Annotated in this window: 21 protein-coding genes; 5 read left to right on the top strand and 16 right to left on the bottom strand. The window is 62.5% G+C overall.

Features of this window, described 5'->3' with window-relative positions:
- A complete protein-coding gene (locus DIE29_RS03765; protein WP_114649268.1) occupies positions 1–963 on the top strand; it encodes a DUF4340 domain-containing protein in 963 nt (320 codons plus the stop codon).
- Here the strand turns inward: DIE29_RS03765 and DIE29_RS03760 are convergent.
- Positions 957–1,469: a methylated-DNA--[protein]-cysteine S-methyltransferase gene (locus DIE29_RS03760; RefSeq protein ID WP_114649267.1), complete on the bottom strand. Its 513-nt coding sequence runs from the start codon at positions 1,467–1,469 to the stop codon at positions 957–959. The two genes, DIE29_RS03765 and DIE29_RS03760, sit on opposite strands and share 7 nt — an antisense overlap.
- A gap of 130 nt (positions 1,470–1,599) precedes the next feature.
- Here DIE29_RS03760 and DIE29_RS03755 point away from each other — a divergent pair, with 130 nt between their 5' ends.
- The gene (locus DIE29_RS03755) at positions 1,600–3,042 is read left to right on the top strand and encodes a putative nucleotidyltransferase substrate binding domain-containing protein (RefSeq protein WP_114649266.1); all 1,443 of its coding nucleotides are present in this window, start codon (positions 1,600–1,602) and stop codon (positions 3,040–3,042) included.
- A 39-nt stretch (positions 3,043–3,081) separates the two neighbouring features.
- Here DIE29_RS03755 and DIE29_RS03750 read toward each other — a convergent pair whose 3' ends face one another.
- The 7 genes from DIE29_RS03750 to DIE29_RS03720 all read right to left on the bottom strand — a co-directional run bounded on the left by DIE29_RS03750 (position 3,082) and on the right by DIE29_RS03720 (position 11,060).
- Positions 3,082–4,587: a sensor histidine kinase gene (locus DIE29_RS03750; RefSeq protein WP_114649265.1), complete on the bottom strand. Its 1,506-nt coding sequence runs from the start codon at positions 4,585–4,587 to the stop codon at positions 3,082–3,084.
- On the bottom strand, positions 4,562–5,248 hold the full coding sequence (locus DIE29_RS03745; protein ID WP_114649264.1) for a response regulator transcription factor: 687 nt from the start codon (positions 5,246–5,248) through the stop codon (positions 4,562–4,564). Before DIE29_RS03745 ends, DIE29_RS03750 begins: the two co-directional genes overlap by 26 nt.
- A gap of 280 nt (positions 5,249–5,528) precedes the next feature.
- Complete coding sequence (gene groL, locus DIE29_RS03740; protein ID WP_114649263.1) at positions 5,529–7,190, bottom strand: chaperonin GroEL; 1,662 nt, start codon at positions 7,188–7,190, stop codon at positions 5,529–5,531.
- A gap of 64 nt (positions 7,191–7,254) precedes the next feature.
- Complete coding sequence (groES, locus tag DIE29_RS03735; RefSeq protein ID WP_102041016.1) at positions 7,255–7,545, bottom strand: co-chaperone GroES; 291 nt, start codon at positions 7,543–7,545, stop codon at positions 7,255–7,257.
- 179 nt (positions 7,546–7,724) lie between these two features.
- Positions 7,725–8,315, bottom strand: a complete 591-nt coding sequence (locus DIE29_RS03730; RefSeq protein WP_102041015.1) for a chemotaxis protein CheD — start codon at positions 8,313–8,315, stop codon at positions 7,725–7,727.
- 2 nt (positions 8,316–8,317) lie between these two features.
- Entirely contained in the window at positions 8,318–10,084 is a 1,767-nt protein-coding gene (locus DIE29_RS03725) for an autotransporter assembly complex protein TamA (RefSeq protein ID WP_418333226.1), read from the bottom strand.
- A complete protein-coding gene (locus DIE29_RS03720) occupies positions 10,059–11,060 on the bottom strand; it encodes a class 1 fructose-bisphosphatase (RefSeq protein ID WP_114649262.1) in 1,002 nt (333 codons plus the stop codon). Before DIE29_RS03720 ends, DIE29_RS03725 begins: the two co-directional genes overlap by 26 nt.
- Before the next feature lie 184 nt (positions 11,061–11,244).
- Here DIE29_RS03720 and DIE29_RS03715 point away from each other — a divergent pair, with 184 nt between their 5' ends.
- Together DIE29_RS03715 and DIE29_RS03710 are read left to right on the top strand one after the other, a co-directional pair.
- Positions 11,245–12,504 carry a D-amino acid dehydrogenase gene (locus DIE29_RS03715; RefSeq protein WP_114650253.1) on the top strand — a complete coding sequence of 420 codons (1,260 nt, stop codon included), beginning with the start codon at positions 11,245–11,247 and terminating at the stop codon, positions 12,502–12,504.
- 82 nt (positions 12,505–12,586) lie between these two features.
- A complete protein-coding gene (locus DIE29_RS03710; protein ID WP_114649261.1) occupies positions 12,587–13,177 on the top strand; it encodes a glycine zipper 2TM domain-containing protein in 591 nt (196 codons plus the stop codon).
- A 9-nt stretch (positions 13,178–13,186) separates the two neighbouring features.
- Here DIE29_RS03710 and DIE29_RS03705 read toward each other — a convergent pair whose 3' ends face one another.
- On the bottom strand, positions 13,187–13,672 hold the full coding sequence (locus DIE29_RS03705; RefSeq protein WP_102041011.1) for a hemerythrin domain-containing protein: 486 nt from the start codon (positions 13,670–13,672) through the stop codon (positions 13,187–13,189).
- Positions 13,673–13,845: 173 nt separating this feature from the next.
- Between DIE29_RS03705 and DIE29_RS03700 the strand changes: the two genes are divergently transcribed.
- Positions 13,846–15,072 (top strand): glycosyltransferase, encoded by a 1,227-nt coding sequence (locus DIE29_RS03700; RefSeq protein ID WP_114649260.1) that lies wholly within the window; start codon positions 13,846–13,848, stop codon positions 15,070–15,072.
- On the opposite strand, the gene DIE29_RS03695 is transcribed toward DIE29_RS03700, so the two are convergent.
- The 7 genes from DIE29_RS03695 to DIE29_RS03665 all read right to left on the bottom strand — a co-directional run bounded on the left by DIE29_RS03695 (position 15,007) and on the right by DIE29_RS03665 (position 19,973).
- A complete protein-coding gene (locus tag DIE29_RS03695) occupies positions 15,007–15,471 on the bottom strand; it encodes a ClpXP protease specificity-enhancing factor (protein ID WP_114649259.1) in 465 nt (154 codons plus the stop codon). The genes DIE29_RS03700 and DIE29_RS03695 overlap by 66 nt on opposite strands.
- A gap of 54 nt (positions 15,472–15,525) precedes the next feature.
- Positions 15,526–16,122 (bottom strand): glutathione S-transferase N-terminal domain-containing protein, encoded by a 597-nt coding sequence (locus DIE29_RS03690; RefSeq protein WP_114650252.1) that lies wholly within the window; start codon positions 16,120–16,122, stop codon positions 15,526–15,528.
- Positions 16,123–16,233: 111 nt separating this feature from the next.
- Complete coding sequence (locus tag DIE29_RS03685) at positions 16,234–16,989, bottom strand: cytochrome c1 (protein WP_114649258.1); 756 nt, start codon at positions 16,987–16,989, stop codon at positions 16,234–16,236.
- Complete coding sequence (locus tag DIE29_RS03680; RefSeq protein WP_102041006.1) at positions 16,986–18,254, bottom strand: cytochrome b; 1,269 nt, start codon at positions 18,252–18,254, stop codon at positions 16,986–16,988. Before DIE29_RS03680 ends, DIE29_RS03685 begins: the two co-directional genes overlap by 4 nt.
- A 4-nt stretch (positions 18,255–18,258) precedes the next feature.
- Entirely contained in the window at positions 18,259–18,849 is a 591-nt protein-coding gene (gene petA, locus DIE29_RS03675; RefSeq protein ID WP_102043091.1) for a ubiquinol-cytochrome c reductase iron-sulfur subunit, read from the bottom strand.
- A gap of 190 nt (positions 18,850–19,039) precedes the next feature.
- Positions 19,040–19,636, bottom strand: a complete 597-nt coding sequence (recR, locus tag DIE29_RS03670) for a recombination mediator RecR (protein WP_114649257.1) — start codon at positions 19,634–19,636, stop codon at positions 19,040–19,042.
- 13 nt (positions 19,637–19,649) lie between these two features.
- Positions 19,650–19,973, bottom strand: coding sequence for a YbaB/EbfC family nucleoid-associated protein (locus tag DIE29_RS03665; protein WP_114649256.1), 324 nt, complete (start codon positions 19,971–19,973; stop codon positions 19,650–19,652).
- Positions 19,974–19,984: the final 11 nt, after the last annotated feature.

Genomic DNA, 19,984 nt, shown 5'->3' with positions numbered 1-19,984 from the left:
ATGAAGAAAACGATCCAATGGCTGGCCGTACTCCTTGGGGTGCAGCTTCTGCTGGCGTTGGGGGTAGGTTTTTCCGACTCGGCACTGAGCGTCAGCCAACAGGGCGGCGCGCTGCTGAGCTTCGATAAGACCGCCATCGACCGCATCACCTTGGAAGGCCCGGAGCACGACAAACTGGTGCTGGTCAACAAAGACGGTCGCTGGCGGCTGCCCGAAGCCGGTGACTTTCCGGCCGACAGCGAGCGCGTGACACAGTTGCTCGACCGCCTGGCCGGGCTTGCCCGTGGCGATGTGGTGGCAGCCTCGCGCAGCGCCCATGCGCGTTTCAAGGTCGGCGACGCGCACTTCGAACGACGCATTACCCTGGCCAGAGGCGACACCCCCCAGGCCACGCTTTACCTGGGCAGCTCGCCCGCACTGCGTCGGCTTCATGCCAGACGCCAAGGCGATGACGCAGTCCACATCGTCGAACTGGCTCTATTCGATCTTCCGCTGCGTGTGAGCGACTGGCAAGACAAAGCGTTACTGACTCTGCCACCGACCGAGATCGCCGCCATCGACATAGACGGTCTGCGTATCGAGCGGGCGCAGCAAGACGCTTCCTGGACAGCCCGCCCCCTGCCCGAGGGCATGAGGGTGAACTCGGATGCCGCCGTCCGGCTGAGCCGCCAACTGGCCGATTTGCGCTTTGACGCGGTATTAGGCCAAGAGGCCAAACCCGAATTCGGGCTCAAGACGCCCCTTCTGCACCTGAAGCTGACCCGGCGCGACGGCACAACCGTCGACTATTTGCTGGGCCAGGCAGCCGGCCAGGAGGCCTACACACTCAAAGTGTCTTCGCACCCGGAATACTTCCGCATTCCGAACTGGAGCGCACAAGAACTGCTTGCTGCGGCCCGGCGCGAAGCCTTGCTGGAGGCGGCAACGGCGGACACCGCGGCAAGCGCCGACAGGTCTCAATAAACAGGCCCGGCGCGCCAGTGGCGCGCCTCATGGGCCAGCAACTGCGACTTGCGCGCAAGGCCGGCGGAAAACCCGCCCAGTTTGCCCCCCTGCGCCAGCACCCGATGGCAGGGCACGATAATCACCAGCGGGTTGCGGGCCAAAGCCTGTGCCACGGCGCGAAAACCCTGCGGGCTGCCTATGGCGCGCGCTAGCGCGCCATAGGAGGTGGTCTGTCCGGCCTGCACCGCCATCAGCCCGGCGCGTACACGTTGCTGAAACGCGGTCGGCGCCGGGGCCAGCGGCACACTGAATACCGCGCGGCGGCCGGCAAAATATTCGCCAAGCTCGTGCTCGAGCTGGCGTAGCAGCGGATGCGAAGGTGCATCGATACTGTGCGCCGCATCCGGCAAATCATCCTGGTCATCGAAATACAGCCCCGCCAGCCCCTGCCCGTCAGCAAGCGCCACCATGCTCCCCAGCGGGGTGTCGAAGGTCCGCCGCTTTAGCCGTTGTGCGTCATCCATGGCGATTTTCCGGATTTAGAACCGGCAGTTTGACGCAATTTCGTCCGGCCCGCATCACCCGTCCACGGCGGCCCGCCAAACGTATATAGTCCAACCGTAAAACCATGCATCGATCAGGGGGATATTTCCGATGACCGCTGAGAACGTCTTATTCACCCCGGTCAGCCAACTCGCCCGGCGTAACGTCGTGACCTGCGCCGCCGATCAAGCGCTGGTCGCGGTTGCCGCCGAGATGCGCCAGCGCGGCATTTCCAGCGTGGTGGCATGCCAAGATGGCGAGCCGATCGGCATCGTCACCGACCGCGATTTGCGCAACAAAGTGGTAGCCGCGGGGCTGGACCCGCGTGAACTGAGGGTGCGCGATGTCATGAACAGCCCGCTGGTGACCATCGGCGAGCATGAATACCTGTATACAGCACTGTTTCTGATGAGCCGGCGGCGCATCCACCGTCTGTGCGTGATCGATGCCGACGGCCGGCTGAGCGGCATCCTGACCGACTCGGACGCGCTGCGTCTGCAAAGCCGCTCCCCCCAACAGCTGATGTTGGAGATCGAAGACGCCGACAGCCCCGAAGCACTCAAAACCCTGCACCGCAAGGTCGAGGAACTGGTGATACACCTGGTCGGCAGCGGTATCCGCACCGGCGACCTGGTGCAAACCGTGGCCCACCTCAACGACCGCATCCTCGCGCGCCTGATCGAACGGATCCGCGCCGAACGCTACCCGGACCTCACCGACCGTTTTGCCTTTGTGGTGCTGGGCAGCGAAGGGCGCGGCGAGCAAACCCTGGTCACCGACCAGGATAACGCGATCATTTACGCGGACGATCTGTCCGCTGCCGAGATCGAGCGACTGCGTGCATTCAGCATCGATGTGATCGACAGCCTGATCGGTATCGGCGTGCCGCCTTGCCCCGGCGGCATCATGGCCAAAAACGACATCTGGCGGCGCAGCCTGGGCGAGTGGAAAAAGGTGCTCGACAAATGGCTGAGCACGCCCACGCCAGACAACATTTTGTCGGGCAGCATGTTCTTCGACCTGCGCACCCTGCACGGCAACAGCGCTTTTGAGCGTGAATTGAAGACCTACATCACCGAACGGCTGCGCGCCAACGAGCTGTTCCTGGCCAAAAGCGCTGCCAATGTGGTCAAGTTTCGCCCCCCGCTGGGCTGGTTTGGCCGCGTCGTGGCCGACAAAAAGGGGCCGCAGCGCGGCACCATCGACCTCAAAAAAGCCGGCATTTTCGCCATCACCGAAGGGGTCAAAGCCATGGCGCTACGTGCCGGCATTCAAGACGGCGGCACCCGTGCGCGCATCCTCGGCCTGTGTGAGGCTGGCGTACTCAACGCCCATCAGGCCGAAAACCTCATCGCCGCTTTCGACTGGCTGGTCAGCCTGCGCCTGCGCGCCCAGCTACTGGCCTTGGAAGAAGGGCGCGAACCCAGCAACCGTCTGCCGCTGGATCATCTCAATCGCATCGAAAAAGGCCGCTTGAGGCTCGCCCTGGAAGAGGTCAAAGCCTTCCAAAACTTCCTGCGCCACCGCTTCCATCTGGCCCAACTCGGCGGCTAAAAGGGCAGCCTCACAGGCGCTTGCTGCGCAGCGGGCAAGCTAATCGGCATCCGCTTTGCTGCCGAGCTCTGCCCCTGCGCTGCGCCCGACTGGGGGCGGCGCGGCAACATGGCTGCGCGGAAACACGACTTGGGCAATGGTGCCTTGTCCGGCGGGATTCGGGTTGAGGCTGACCGTGGCGCGATGCAGTTCGGCGATCTCCTGCACGATCGACAGCCCCAGACCGGAGCCATCCACACCACTGCCAAGCACACGGAAAAATCGCTCGAACACCCGTTCGCGGTCAGCTTCGGGGATACCGATGCCGGTATCCTCGACTTCGAGAATGGGCGCCCCTGCATGGCGGGTACGAGCGGTAACACTGCCGCCGCGTGGGGTGTATTTGATGGCGTTGTCCATCAGGTTTTTGATCATCTCCCGCAGCAGCACCGGATTGCCTTCGATCCAAAGCGCTCGGCCGCTGCCTTCCACGCCCAAATCGATGTTCTTGGCAAGCGCCCGCGGAAAAAGATCCTGTGCGACCTCACGGACGATGGATTCCAAATCTACCCGCTCGACCGCATAGAGCTTCTCGAAGCTTGCTTCGGCTCTTGCCAGTGACAACAGCTGGTTGATCAGGTGGCTGGCGCGCTCGGCACTTTCAGCAATCTGGCGCAGCGACTCGCGCTGCAGCTCCGGGTCGGTCTCTTGCACCGCCAGATCGGTCTGCATACGCAAGCCGGTCAATGGAGTACGCATCTGGTGCGCGGCATCGGCGATAAAGCGCTGCTGGGCTTGCAGGTTCTCTTCCAGGCGGCTCATCATGTCATTGAAGGCGACGATCAGCGGACGCACTTCTTCAGGCACGCTGGCCGGCGGAATCGGCGACAGATCGGTGGGCCGACGACGGCGGATCAGGCTCTGCAGACGGGACAAGGGCGCGATGCCTCGTGTCAGTCCGACCCACACCAGAATCACGGCCAGCGGGATGATGGCAAATTGCGGCAGCAGCACGCCAGTGACCACGCGTGAAGCCAAATCGGTGCGTTTGTTGCGGGTTTCGGCCACCTGTACCAGCAGCAGGCGCCCGTCGGCGGCGGCGCGCAGTTCAACGAATTGGTAGGCGATCCGCACTTCCTCGCCGTGGATGACCTCGTCGCGGAATAGCACTTCATCAGGCAGAATTTTTGGCGGCCGCGGCACAGAGGGGATTTCGGCGTCGCCTACCACGATTTGGCCCGGGTGCTCGGCAACTTGGTAGTACACGGTGTCGTCCTGGTCGGCGCGGAACAGTGCGCGCGGTGGCGCCGGGAAATTCACCACCACTTGACCGGCTTGGATGTCGATCATCCGCGCCAGCGCGCGGACGCTGTCGGCCAACGCGCGGTCGTATGGCTGGTTGGCGATGTTGTCGGCCACGTTGTGCGTAACGATGATGGATATCGGCCATAGAAACAGCAACGGCGCGAGCATCCAGTCGAGAATCTCACCGAACAACGAATTAGGTTGGCCGGATGTCCGTTCGCCGGCCGCCTTGCGCTCAGGCTTTCGCCGCCGGGTCAGCATCCGGGTTTTCCAGGCAGTAACCCAGCCCGCGCACGGTCACGATGCGCACACCGCTATCTTCCAGTTTCTTGCGCAGGCGATGTACGTAGACCTCGATGGCATTGCTGGAGACTTCCTCGCCCCAGCCGCACAAATGGTCCACCAACTGGTCCTTGCTCACCAGTCGGCCGACGCGCAGCATGAATACTTCGAGCAGTCCTACCTCGCGCGCCGAAAGATCGATCACCTGACCATTGATTCGCACCACACGGTCGGCCTGATCGTAGGACAGGTGGCCGATTTCGATGCAGCGCGGCTGACCGGTGCCGCGACGGGTGAGCGCACGCACCCGCGCCTCCAGCTCAGGTAGGGCAAACGGTTTGGTCAGATAGTCGTCGGCACCGGCATCCAGGCCGCGCACGCGGTCTTCAACCCCGTCCTGGGCGGTGAGAATGAGCACAGGCATGGCCGATTTACGCGCACGCAGCCGCTTGAGCACTTCGATTCCAGGCAAGCGCGGCAACCCAAGATCGAGAATCAGCAGGTCGTAAAACTGCGCAACCAGCGCGGCATCGGCTTCAGCACCGTTGGCGACGTGATCGACTGCGTAGCCAGCGCGCCGCAGGGTCCGGGTCAGCCCATCGGCGATGACCTTATCATCTTCAGCAAGGAGGATGCGCATTGGAATCAAGCTGTAAGTTATATGTAAGCGCGTGCGCTTATCGTCACGCCCGCTGTTCTCCTTTTACTCGGTCATGGGGAATGAGCGCCTTCAGGGCGCCCATTCCGGAGGGCGCCCCTGCGCCAGCAACGGGCGCTCTCCGCCGCTTTTTCCCTCTGCCCTGTCCGCCTGATTATCCCACGCCTGCGGCCGCACGCACGCATCCATCAACTCCACGGGTCAACGCAAATCGGCCCTGCCGAGGCAGGGCCGATTCACAGATACACGGGTTTGGCGTGGCTTACATACCCATTCCGCCCATGCCACCCATGCCGCCCATGCCGCCCATGCCGCCCATGTCGGGCATGCCGCCGGCCGGTTTGTCTTCAGCCAGCTCAGCGACCATGCAGTCGGTGGTGAGCATCAGCCCGGCCACCGAAGCGGCGTTTTGCAGCGCGGTGCGGGTCACCTTGGTCGGATCCAGCACGCCCATTTCGACCATATCGCCGTATTCGCCGGTCGCTGCGTTATAGCCGTAGTTACCCGACCCTTCGATGACTTTGTTCACCACCACGGAGGCCTCGTCGCCCGCGTTGGTGACGATTTCGCGCAGCGGTTGCTCCATGGCGCGCAGCACGATCTTGATACCCGCGTCCTGATCATGGTTGTCGCCCTTGAGCCCGGTCAGGTTGGCGCGGGCGCGCAGCAGCGCAACACCGCCGCCCGGGACGATGCCTTCTTCAACGGCCGCACGAGTAGCATGCAGAGCGTCCTCGACGCGCGCTTTCTTTTCCTTCATTTCGACTTCGGTGGCCGCACCCACCTTGATCACCGCCACACCGCCGGCCAGCTTGGCCACACGTTCCTGGAGCTTCTCGCGGTCGTAATCGGAGGTCGCTTCCTCGATCTGCACCCGGATCTGCTTGACACGCGCTTCGATGCGGTCGGCCTGACCGGCACCGTCGATAATGATGGTGTTTTCCTTGCCGACTTCCACACGGGCCGCCTGACCGAGGTCTTCCAAAGTGGCCTTTTCCAGGCTGAGGCCGACTTCTTCCGAGATGACCTGACCGCCTGTGAGGATGGCGATGTCTTCCAGCATGGCCTTGCGACGGTCACCGAAGCCCGGCGCCTTGACCGCGCAGGTCTTAAGGATGCCGCGGATGTTGTTGACCACCAGGGTGGCCAGCGCTTCGCCTTCGACGTCTTCAGCGATGATCAGCAGCGGGCGACCCGCTTTGGCGACTTGCTCGAGCACCGGCAGCAGATCGCGGATGTTGGAGATCTTTTTGTCGAACAGCAGGACGAACGGGTGCTCCAGAATGGCGACCTGCTTGTCCGGGTTGTTGATGAAGTAAGGCGACAGATAGCCGCGGTCGAACTGCATGCCTTCGACCACATCCAACTCGTTTTGCAGCGACTTGCCGTCTTCGACGGTAATCACGCCTTCCTTGCCCACCTTGTCCATGGCGCGGGCAATGATGTCACCGATGTCGCTGTCGGAGTTGGCCGAGATCGAGCCGACCTGGGCGATTTCCTTGCTAGTCGAGCAGGGTTTGGACAGTTTCTTCAGCTCTTCGACGGTAGCAGCCACGGCCTTGTCGATGCCGCGCTTGAGATCCATCGGATTCATGCCGGCCGCCACATACTTCATGCCCTCGCGGACGATGGCCTGGGCCAGCACGGTGGCGGTGGTGGTGCCGTCACCGGCGATGTCGGAAGTCTTGGAGGCAACCTCCTTGACCATTTGCGCGCCCATGTTTTCGAACTTGTCCTTGAGTTCGATTTCCTTGGCGACCGAGACACCATCCTTGGTCACGGTGGGGGCGCCGAAGGAGCGCTCCAACACCACGTTGCGGCCTTTCGGACCCAGGGTAACCTTGACCGCGTTGGCCAGGATGTTGACGCCAGCGACCATGCGCTCGCGGGCGGAATCGCCAAACTTGACTTCTTTAGCTGCCATTTGCTTTGAACTCCTTGAGTATTCGGTAGTGCGGTAACGGATTGGCGCAGAACGGGCGAGCGGCTCAAGCCTCGATCACGCCCATGATGTCTTCTTCACGCATGACGAGGAGTTCTTCGCCTTCAACCTTTACGGTCTGGCCGGCATACTTGCCAAACAACACCTTGTCGCCCACCTTGACGGCCATCGGACGCACTTTGCCATCGTCCAGGATCTTGCCGTTGCCAACCGCCAGCACTTCACCTTGGTCCGGCTTTTCGCCCGCCGAGTCGGGAATCACGATCCCACTGGCGGTTTTGCGTTCGGCTTCCAGACGCTTGATGATCACGCGGTCATGCAAGGGACGAATCTTCATCGGATGCTCCTTTGATTTGAATTGAGGTTGGACATTGAGACTGCGGCAGGCGCCGCAAGTCATGAATCCGGGCGGACGGCCAACAACGCCATGGCGAACTTGTTAGCACTCGGCGCCGACGAGTGCCAATAATAGGGACGCCCCTGGCGCTTTTCAAGGGCGGCTTGCAGAAAAATGCGTCAGAAAAGTTCGATATTGTCTTGGGCCTTGGAAGCGGCAAGGCGCCGCGCATAAGCCTGCTCACGACTTTCGATGCGCTGCGAGATCGCCAGTGTGCTGGCTGCCCGCTTGCAGAACACATCGCCGGTGCGCGGATCGAGCACCACTTTGCGTGACCACTGCCCGAGAAAATCCGACGCTCGCAGCGAAATGCCCTCGCGTGCCAACCACTCACGGGTGAACTCGACATTGCGCTGACCGATCTGGCTTTGATCGAGCGAAGAGATCACCATCCCGCCCCCAAAAGCCTTGGCCACCAGCCGGTCCTTTTTGGCGCCGCGACTGAGCATGGCATTGAGCAAGGCTTCCATGGCGTAATCGCCGGCCAGCAGGGCGTCGACCTCGCTGCGCCCGGCACTGCGGCTGAAATAAGGCAGCATGAAATGGTTGAGCCCGCCGAGTTTGAGCGCCGGGTCATAAAGTGCCACGGCCACGCAAGAGCCCAGCAAGGTGGCAATCGGCCGCTCATGCTCGACTGCCCACTCGCCGGGCATGATGACCCGGGCGCGGCGTTCGAGCTCACGGCCTACCAGATTGTCATCGTGTCCCATATTCAAAAGGCCACGGCAATGCCCAAATGTAGCCGCATGCTGCCGGTTGCCCGTCCCCAGGCCACATCGAGCGCAAGCGGACCGGCCGGGCTGGCCCAGCGTAGCCCGGCACCATAGCCGAGTTTGACATCTAATGCCTGCCGGCTATCGGCGGCATCGCCGCCATCGACAAAAGCGGCCACCGCCCAGTCGGACCGAAACCAGTGAACATACTCGAGGCTGGCAGCCGCCATATAGCGCCCGCCCACGGTGGCCTCGCCCTCCCGCACGCCCAGGCTTTGGTAGGCATAGCCGCGCACCGTCTGCGCTCCGCCGGTACGAAACAGAAAGTCTTGCGGAATCCCATCTCGACTGGGCGCCAGCGTGGCACCGAGTTCGGCGCGCGCAATCAGCACATCGCGCCCGCGCACCGGCTGATAACGCACCATCCGCCCGTAGAGGCGCAGGAAATTCTGCTCGGACAACAGCGCACGGGCGCCACCGCCGGCTTGCACCTCCAGCACATAACCCGTGCGCGGATCGAGTAGATCGTCGACTTGGCGTTGCAACCAGGTCCAATTGACACTGAGCGTGTCACTACGGCTGGACGGCGCCCCGTCGGGCTGTCTGCGCTCGTGTTGATAGCGCACCGTCCATTGGCTGTCGATGCCGTCGCGGCTGGTGGCCCGCGCCACACCGAGTGCCTGGGAGGTCAGGCGCAAGCCTTGCAAATCGCTGCGTTCGATCGCTGCGCCCAAGCTGTCGCGATGGCGCGCCTGCGCCGGCGGCAGGAATACATCGGCAAAAAGCGTCTGTCGGCGCTGTTCCAGGCGCAGGCCGCTGTAGAGTTCCCAGCCGCGTCCGGCCAGATTGACCTCAGCGTAGCTCAGCTCGCCCCGATAACCGGTGTTGGTGGAATAACCGGCACCCAAGCCCACGCGGCGCGGCTGGGCCTCACTGACTTCAACCCTGACCGGCACGCCCTCGGCCTGCGTCGGATCGCGGTCGATATCGACGACGACCGAAGCAAACTGCGGCGCATTCTGCAGCGTGCTTTGAAAGGACAGCAGGCGGTCGCGGTCATAGCGCTCGCCGGGCAGCAGCACACTGTAGCGCGCCACCAGATCGGCGGGCAGCTCGCGCAGTCCGCTCACTTTCAGCGGCCCCAGCGTAAAAGGCGGCCCGGAGTCGATCGTCAGCGACAGCGCCACCCGGGCCGCGTCCGCATCCACCTCCGCCTTGCTGGCCGACAGCCGTGCCGCTGCGTAGTCGCGCGCCGACACCGCATCCAGTAACCGCGCCTTGGCGGCATCCCAATCCGCCTGACGAAAAGGCTGGCCGGGTTGCAGCGACCAGGCTGCGCGCAGCGCTTGGCGCCGTGCCGGACGATCTCCTTCGTCGCCGGCCAGATCGCCCACAAAACGAATGTCTACACTGGCAATGTGCGCACGCTCGCCTGGCTCGACGATCACCGTCCACGGCCCGGTATCGGCGCGCTCTAAGCGGATGCGGGGCGCAAAATAGCCTTCGGTGGCCAGCAAATCGGCCGCTTCGCGGCGGGTACGGCGCGCCAGCGCATGACGGTCCATGGTCAGTTCCGGCAGGACCGCGTCGGCCTGCAGGATACGCAGGTGGCGGGCCAACAACGCACGCACCGTCTCCGGCGCCTCCAGGCGGGCCACTTGGGCCGATGCGGGCGTAGCCACCGCCCCCAGCAGACCGACGGCAACGACCGCCCGCGCCACGGTCCGCCACAGGCGGGGTTTAGCCTTCGCGGTGGTAGGCCACAACGCGCTCGACCTCGTTGAGCGATCCGAGGATGACAGGCACACGCTGATGCAATTGCTCGGGTTGCAAATCGAGAATGCGGCTGCGTCCGGTACTGGCCGCGCCGCCGGCTTGCTCGACGAGCATGGCCATGGGGTTGGCCTCGTACATCAAGCGTAACTTGCCGCCCTTGGCCCGGCACTTTTCATCCATTGGATACATGAAGATGCCGCCGCGGGTCAGAATGCGATGCACATCGGCAACCATCGACGCCACCCACCGCATGTTGAAATCGCGCCCGCGTGGACCGTCCTTGCCCTGCTGCAACTCGCTGATGTAGCGCTGCACCGGCGGCTCCCAAAACCGTGCATTGGAGGCATTGATGGCATATTCGGCGGTATCGACCGGCACCGTCATGTAGGGATGGGTGTACAGGAAGCTGCCCATTTCACGGTCCAGGGTAAAGCCATGCACGCCCTTGCCGACCGTGAGCACCAGCATGGTGGACGGGCCATAGAGCGCATAGCCGGCGGCTACTTGGTCGCGTCCGGGCTGCAAAAAGCTTTGCTCGGTCGGCTCGCCCCCTTCTGCGGGTGAGCGCAGCACCGAGAAGATGGTCCCCACCGAAATGTTCACATCGATATTCGACGAGCCATCGAGCGGATCGAACAGCAGCAAGTAACCGCCCTTGGGATAATCGAAGGGGATTTGATGCACCTCCTCGACCTCTTCGGAAGCCATCGCGGCCAGATGCCCGCCCCATTCATTGGCCTGTAACAGGATTTCATTGGCGATCACGTCCAGCTTTTTCTGCGCTTCGCCTTGCACATTGTCGGTGCCGGCCTCACCGAGCAAGCCGGCCAGCGCCCCTTTGGAGACATTGACCGAAATGGCCTTCACCGCGCGGGCCACCACTTCGATCAGCAGTCGCAAGTCGGCGGACATGCGGCCGGCGCGCTGCTGCTCGATCAAAAACTGGGTCAACGTGACACGACGCATGGTTGGATCACCTCTGAGCATGATTGTGAATGCGCGGATTATCCAGCTTCCCGGCAGCCCGTGCACCATCGACGCGCACCAAACTGCCCTCGGCGGGTATCATCAACGCTTATCTCACCGCCGCCTGAGCCGACGGTGCAGCGGCGAACCACTCTTTTTCCGCAAACGCCACGCTTCATTCATCATGCATGTCATGGTCCTTGGCGCCGGCCTCACCGGTGTCACCACCGCCTGGTATTTGCGCCGCGCGGGTTTCGATGTCAGCGTAATCGACCGCCAACCGGCGGCCGGCCTGGAAACCAGTTACGCCAACGGCGGGCAGATTTCGGTCAGCCACCCGGAACCATGGGCCAATCCCTCCGCCCCGCTGGTCGCGCTGCGCTGGCTGGGGCGCATCGATGCGCCGTTACGCTTGCGCCCCCGCCGCGATCCGGCGCAGTGGCGTTGGCTGCTGGCCTTTCTGCGCGAATGCCTGCCCGCACGCGCGCGCCGCAACACTGAAGCGATCGCCGCGCTGGCGCGCTACAGCGCCGCGCAGTTACGCAGCCTGCGCGAAGAACTGGGGCTGGGTTATGAATTTCTCGGTCGCGGCATCCTTCACCTATTCTTCAGCGAACGCGCATTCCGCGGCGCCGCTGAACGGGTAGCCACGCTCGCCCGCCTCGGCATTCGCGCCCAGCTGTGCAGCCGCGAGGAAGTGCTCGCCATTGAACCGGCGCTGACCGGTGCCGCCGAGCGGCTGGCCGGCGGCATCTTCGCACCGGACGATGAATCGGGCGATGCTTTTCGGTTTACCCAGGCGTTGGCCGCCAAATGTGAAGAAGCAGGCGTGCGTTTTTACTACAACACCCGTATCCACCGTCTGTTGCACACCGGCGGGCTGATCGACGCGGTGGAGGTCGAAGACGCCGCCGGGCACGTCGGCCAGTTGAGCGCCGGCGCTTACGTGATCTGTCTGGGCAGCTACAGTCCGGCGCTGGTGGCCCCGATGGGCGAGCGGCTGCCCATTTATCCTGTAAAAGGCTATTCGATCACTGCGCCGGTGGCCGATCCGGCACGCGCACCCTGGGTCAGTCTGACCGACGAGTCGGCACGCATCGTCTGTTCGCGCCTTGGCCATCGCCTACGGGTCGCCGGTACGGCGGAACTCAATGGTTTCGACACCACGATCGACCCACTGCGCGGACAAAGCATTCTGCGTTGGGTGGAACGCCGCCTGCCGGGCGCCATCGACCCGGCCAAGGCTCAGCTCTGGGCCGGACTGCGTCCGGCCACGCCTGGCAACATCCCGGTGATCGGCAAAGGGCGCGGTGTCAATCTCTGGTACAACACCGGCCATGGCACGCTGGGCTGGACACTGGCCTGCGGCTCGGCTGCGGCATTGGCTACGCTGATGAGCGGCGGCCGTCCCAGCCCAGCGTTTCCGTTTGTTGGGCGCGCTTGATCGATTCAAGCGGTTACAGCCGCCTGCGCTCACGCCCGGTAGTCTGGCGTACTGCTTTGGTCATCCCCCGGAGGACTCCGGAATGTACGTGCTGCAAGGTCTTGAGACATCCTGGGCTGCCACCGGCATTTTTGCTGGTGCTCTGATCGCGCTATCGTGCTTGCCGGCCCCGGCACAGGCCGACCCACCCGCGCATGCGCCGGCCCATGGCTGGCGCAAAAAGCACGATTCGCACTATCTGGGATACACCGGACGCCAATGGTCACGCGACTACGGCATTCTTGACGGATGGTGTGATCGTGAGATGGCCGGCGCGGTGCTGGGCGGCGCGCTCGGTGGCGCAGTTGGCAGCCAGATCGGCGATGGCAGCGGGCGACCGATTGCGGTGCTGGTCGGTACCGCGATTGGCGCGGTATTGGGAGCGGAACTGGCACGCAGCCTGGGCGACCCGGACCGCGCCTGCATCGGACACGCACTCGAACTGTTACCTGCCGGCCGCCAAGCGCGCTGGGACGCACCCGGCGGACTGCACTATCGACTGATCGCCGGAAAAGACGCCGGCAGATCGCAATGCCGCGAATTCACGCTGATTGCCGAGGGCGCCCAGCCACGCCGCACCAAAGGGCTGGGCTGCCGACGCGCTGACGGCAGTTGGGAATTCGTCGGTCTGTAGGGCAGACGCTCAGACGGCGTCGTCTTTGCCCAATGTGGCGCAGGCGCAGCCGCCTGCGCTTTGGGTGGTGCAGCCGCCGGTGCCGTTATCCACAAAGCGCTCGGTGTGCACATCGAAGCCGATGGTTTGCAGGTGAAAGGCCAGTGCGGCATCCATTCCGTTGACATGGTTGTCGAGCCAGGCGGGCAGCTCTTCGACCAGGCGTCGGCCGAGAAACAGGTCGCCCTTGGCGGCGCGATCACGCACATCCCGCATGACAGCCAGCACACGGTCGTGCTCGGCACGGTGACAACCCGGGAAGTTCACCTTCTCCATCCAGCGGTTTTCCTGATCGAAATGCGCCACCGTGTGCTCGATGAGCGCATCCAGCCGCTCGATGAAAGCGTCTGCCGGCGCAGCCTGCAAGGCGTTGTAAAACTCGATGAATTCGCGGTGGGTGTCATCCATTTTTGCCAGGCCGAGTTCCAGCTTGGCGTGCCAGTGCATTGCAGGCATGGGCGTCTCTCAAACAAATGTGGCGGTCGATCATGGGGTTCCAAATTTGGAACCGGCGGGCATTTATAAGCGAAAAACGTTCATCGCAATCTGACCCTGATCAAGGCTTTACTGAAACGAAATCGTCACCACGATGCCCTACAGTGCCGCATCGCCTCCAGCGGCCATCGGACATGCATATTTTAATGATTTCGGATGTGTTCTTTCCCCGCATCAACGGGGTCAGCACCTCCATCGAAACCTTCCGCCAAAGCCTCGCCCCGCTAGGGATACGCACCACCCTGATCGCGCCTGCCTATCCGGGTGCCGCACCCGACAACGACCCGGATATTCTGCGCATTGCCTCGCGCTACCTGCCGATGGACCCCGAGGACCGCCTGATGCGCCGTAGCGCGATTCGCGCGCTATGGCCGACTTTACGTAGCCGTGGCATCGATCTGGTCCATGTGCACACCCCCTTCGCCGCGCATTACGCCGGGCTGGAGATTGCGCGCGCCCTGGGTGTGCCTTGCGTGGCGACCTATCACACCTTCTTCGAGGAATACTTCTATCACTACATCCCGTTTCTGCCGAAGAATTGGCTGCGTCGCGCAGCGCGCCGCTTTTCGCGTGCTCAGTGCAATCAGCTCGATGCGGTGATCGTGCCCTCTACCGCGATGGCCGACATCCTGCGTGGCTATGGCGTCACCCGACCGCTTCATGTGCTGCCCACCGGACTGCCGGCCCGACAATTTGTCGGCGGCGATGGCTGTTACTTCCGTAACCGCTACGGAATCCCCAAAGATCGCCGTTTGCTGCTCTTTGTCGGCCGCGTGGCGCACGAGAAAAACATCGGTTTTCTGATCGACATGATCGCACACCTCAAACACCGCGAGCCCAAAGCCATGCTGCTGATCACCGGCGAAGGGCCGGCCCTGCCCGCGCTGACCGCAACCGTGCAGCGACGCGGCTTGGATGAGCATGTGCGCTTTTTGGGCTACCTGGACCGCAACAGCGAGCTGCACGATTGTTACCGGGCCGCAGATCTTTTCGTGTTCGCCTCGCGCACCGAAACCCAGGGCCTGGTGCTGCTGGAAGCCATGGCGCTCGGCACCCCGGTGGTGGCAGTGGCCGAACTGGGAACCCGCGACATCCTCGGCCCGCAGCAAGGCGCCCGCATCGCGCCGGCCGACGCACAGGCATTTGCAGAGATCGTGGCAGAGCTATTGGCCGACGAGGCGCGCCTGAAGGCCCTTGCCGTCGACGCGCACCGCTATGCGCGCGGCTGGGCGGCCGAAAATATGGCGAGCAAGCTCGCTGCGCTCTATCGCGATTGGGTCAGTCCGACAGCGACGCTACTTGACCACTTTGAGGTGCGCCCCCCGCCGGCTGGCCGTACTGCCACCGGTAGCGCCCCCTGATCCGTCATCTGGCGAAAGATCGACCCCATCCGCCTGCGGGGCATCGATCGGTTCGGCTCCCTTCGGCTCAGCTTCGGCTGCGGTCACCACCTCCGGCTCGAAAGCCATACCTTGGCCGTTTTCCCGTGCATAGATGGCGATGACGTTGGCCACCGGGATCGCCAGCGAGTGCGCCACGCCGCCAAAACGGGCCTGAAAGGTGATCAGATCGTTACCGATAGACAGCTCGTGGGTGGCGTCATAACTGAGGTTGAGCACGATCTGCCCATCGCGCGCCGAACCTGGCGGCACTCGGGTGTTGCGATCCACCACGGCAGCCAGATAAGGCGTGAACCCCTGGTCAATGCACCATTGGTGAATCGCGCGAATGAAATACGGTTTGGTGGAAGCGGTGGTCATCAGGAGACTACAAAACAGGCCCCGCCGACTGGGGGCGGGACCAGGTGAATGAAATCAGCGGCGCATGACCTTTTCGGACGGCGTCAACGCATCGATGAATCCCTGGCGGCTGAAAATCCGCTCCGCATACTTCAGCAGCGGGGCGGCCGCTTTGGGCAGTTCGATGCCGTAGTGCTCCAGACGCCATAGCAGCGGCGCGATGGCCACATCCAGCATGGAGAAGTCTTCGCCCAGCATGTATTTTTGCTTGACGAAAATCGGCGCCAGTTGCACCAGTTCATCACGCACATGGGCCCGGCTCTTTTCGGCCGCTTTTTGATTTTTTTCCAGCGCGTCGATATGCGAGAACAGCTCCAGCTCAAAGGTATGCAGCAACTGGCGGGCACGCGCGCGCATGATCGGATCGGGCGGCATGAGCTGCGGGTGCGGGAAGCGCTCGTCGATATACTCATTGATGATGTTCGCCTCGTACAGCACCAAATCACGATCGACCAGCACCGGAACACGGTTGTAGGGGTTGATGACAGCAATGTCTTCGGGCTTGTTGTACAGATCGACATCGATGACCTCGAAGTCCATGCCTTTCTCGTACAACACGATCCGGCAACGGTGGCTGAACGGATCGGTGGTGCCGGAATATAAGTTCATCATGATGCGTAAAACTCCGGATACAAAAGCAAAGCGCACCACGCGGACGTTCGCGTGGTGCGTTTGAGGTGACCGAGGCCGACTAGGCCTGGCGGCGCATACCCAGCGCCGGGGTCAATGAACGTCCTTCCAGTAATTCTTCTTCAGCGCGTAGCTCAGCACGAACAGGCCAGCCAAGAAAATCAGCACATAGGTGCCGATCAGCTTGCGTTTTTCGGCCACCGGTTCGCCCATCCAAACCAAGAAGGAGACCAGATCGGCGATCGCGCGATCATACTCTTCCACGCTCAGCTTGCCGGGTTTGGCCAACGACAGCTCGATATGCTTGCTGCCGTCGGGGTTTTCGGCGACCTTGGCCACCTGCTCGCCCTGCAATTCCCAGAGCACATGCGGCATGCCGACGTTTTCGAACACCACGTTGTTCCAGCCGGTGGGCCGGTTCGGATCCCGATAGAACTGCCGCAGATAGGTGTACAACCAGTCGGCGCCGCTGCCGAACTCCGAGGCACGCTGACGTGCGATCAGGGTGAGGTCCGGGGGCGCGGCCCCGAACCAAACTTTGGCATCGGCCGGACGCATGGCGATCTTCATCAGGTCACCGACACGCTCGCCGGTAAACATCAGGTTGTCACGGATTAGCTGCTCGGACAGGCCGATGTTCTGCAACTGGTTGTAGCGCATGAAGCTGGCGCTGTGGCAGTTCAAACAGTAATTCACGAACAGCTTGGCGCCATGTTGCAGTGCAGCCGGATCCTTGCTCACCGGGGCGCGATCCAGATGCAGCGCAGCCCCGGCGGCCAGCGCCAGCGAGGGCGCAAACAGCAGCACGGCCGCGGCGCGCTTGAACAGATTGATTACTCGCATCTTCATTTGAAATTCACCCTTTCCGGTTCGGGTTTGCACTTGTCGATCTTGCTGTACCACGGCATCAGGAGGAAGAAGGCGAAGTACAGCACCGCGCAGATCTGCGCCACCAGGGTGCGACCCGGCGTCGGCGGCAGCACGCCGAGGTAGCCGAGAATGAAGAAGCAGACCACGAAAATCGCCAGCGCGGTCTTGAAGATCGGCCCCTTGTAACGGATGGACTTCACCGGGCTGCGATCCAGCCAGGGCAGGAAAGCAATGATCACCACCGAAGCGCCCATGGCCACCACCCCCCAGAACTTGGCATCCAATCCGAACAGCGGATAGGTGACCGCACGCAGAATGGAATAGAAGGGCGTGAAGTACCAGACCGGCGCGATATGCGGCGGGGTTTTCAGCGGATCGGCCGGGATGAAGTTGTTGTACTCCAGGAAGTAGCCGCCCCCTTCAGGCGCAAAAAACACCACCGCGCTGAAGAAGAACAGAAAACCGACCACGCCGACGATGTCCTTGACCGTGTAATACGGATGGAAGGGAATCCCGTCCAGCGGCACGCCGTTGGCGTCTTTCTTCTTCTTGATTTCCACCCCATCCGGATTGTTGGAGCCGACTTCATGCAGCGCGATGATGTGCGCGGCAACCAGACCGATCAGCACCAGTGGCACGGCAATGACGTGGAAGGAGAAGAAGCGGTTGAGCGTGGCATCCGAGACCACGTAGTCACCACGGATGAGCAGCGACAGGTCCGGGCCGATCAACGGAATCGCCGAGAACAGGTTGATGATCACCTGTGCGCCCCAGTAAGACATCTGCCCCCAAGGCAACAGATATCCCATGAACGCTTCAGCCATCAACGCCAGGAAGATCAGCGTACCGAAGATCCAGATCAGCTCGCGCGGCTTGCGGTAAGAACCATAGAGCAGACCGCGGAACATATGCAGATACACCACCACGAAGAATGCCGAAGCACCGGTAGAATGCAGGTAACGGATCAACCAGCCGCCCGGAACCTCGCGCATGATGTATTCCACGCTGGCAAAGGCCACCGGTACGCCGGAGGCATTGAGCGTGCCGTCCGGCTTGTAATGCATCACCAGAAAAATACCGGTGACGATCTGGATCACCAGCACCAAAAGCGCCAGCGAGCCAAAGAAGTACCAGAAGTTGAAGTTTTTGGGCGCATAGTACTCGGACAGGTGCGCCTTCCAGGTGGATGTGAGCGGAAAGCGCTCGTCGATCCAGTTGAGCAAAGCCTGAGATTTGGAGGTCATCGCCTTACGCCTTGTCTTCACCGATGAGAAGCAGGGATTCCGCCAGGTACTTGTGCGGCGGCACTTCGAGATTGTCTGGCGCAGGCATGCTGCGATAGACACGACCGGCCAGGTCGAACTGCGAGCCATGGCACGGGCACAGGAAACCGCCGGGCCAGTCAGCGCCTAAACCGCTCTCGGCACCGGGCTTGAACTTTTCGGATGGCGAACAGCCCAGGTGGGTGCAAATGCCCACCGCCACCAGATATTCGGGCTTGATCGAGCGATGCTTGTTCTTGGCGTAATCCGGCTGCATCGGCTTGTTGGACTCCGGGTCGGACACCAACGCATCGGTTTTATCCAGCGACGCCAGCATCTCGGGCGTGCGCCGCAAAATCCACACCGGCTTACCCCGCCACTCCACGGTCATCATTTCACCCGGCGCGAGCTTGCTCACGTCGGCTTCGACCGGCGCACCGGCCGCTTTTGCGCGCTCCGATGGCGTCAGGCTGGCGACAAACGGTACTGCCGTTGCCACAGCGGCTGCCCCGCCTGCGGCCGACGTCGCCAACAGCAAGGTGCGGCGGCCGCTGTCCATTTTTTGATCAACGCTCATGACCTCTTCCCTGAAAGGAAACCAAAGACCCGGATTCAAAAAAACCCCGGGATTATAGCCAAAACCCTGCAACAGAAAAAGCAAATGTAGCCAATTCCCGCGTGAATCAAGGCTTTGCACGAACCGTTGTACGCTGCGTGAGTGCTTGCGACCAAAGCACTGCCGCAACGCAACACGCGCCAATCGGGCATCAGAGGCTGCGACGCTCGATCAGCGCCTGGGCGATGGTGCCCGCATCGGTATGTTCCAGCTCACCGCCGACTGGCACCCCGCGAGACAGCCGGCTCACCTTCACCCCGCGAGCACGCAGCAACTCAGCCACGGTGTGGGCGGTTGCTTCGCCTTCCGTGGTGAAATTGGTGGCCAGGATCACTTCAGCGACTTCGCCATCGGTGGCGCGCGCAATCAGCTTGTCCAACCCGATCTCACGCGGACCGATGCCATCGAGCGGCGACAAACGGCCCATCAGCACATAGTACAGACCGTTGTAGGCATGGGTCTGCTCCATCATCGCCAAGTCGGCCGGCATCTCCACCACGCATAGCAGGCTGCGGTCGCGCTGCGGGTTGGCACAGCGCGCGCAGAGGTCGGATTCGGAGAAGTTATTGCAGCGTTGGCAGTGACGCAGCACCTCTAGCGCCTGAGCCATCGCTCGCGCCAAGCGTGCCGCGCCGCGTTGATCGCGCTGCAACAGGTGATAAGCCATGCGCTGGGCGGAGCGCGGACCTACTCCTGGCAAGCAGCGCAGCGCGTCGATGAGTTCATCCAGACAGGACGGCGAGGCCATCTTCGGGCTGGGCTCAGAACGGCAGCTTCATGCCTGGCGGCAAGTTGAGCCCTGCGGTGAAGGCAGCCATTTTCTCCTGGGTCGTGGCCTCGACCTTGCGCACCGCGTCATTGAGGGCCGCCGCCACCAGATCCTCGAGCATTTCTTTGTCGTCCATCACCGAGTCGTCGATGCTGACCCGACGCACATCGTACTTGCAGGTCATGACAACTTTGACCATGCCGGCGCCCGCCTGGCCCTCGACCTCAACCAAGGCCAGTTGCTCCTGCATTTTCTTCATGGTTTCCTGCATCTGCTGGGCCTGTTTCATCAGCCCGGCAATACCGCCTTTCATCATGATGGCATTCT

Origin of the sequence: Pseudothauera hydrothermalis (assembly GCF_003345255.1) — a bacterium.
GTDB lineage: Bacteria > Pseudomonadota > Gammaproteobacteria > Burkholderiales > Rhodocyclaceae > Pseudothauera > Pseudothauera hydrothermalis.
The sequence above is the reverse complement of the archived record's forward strand: the minus strand, read 5'-3'. Positions and strand labels throughout refer to the sequence as shown.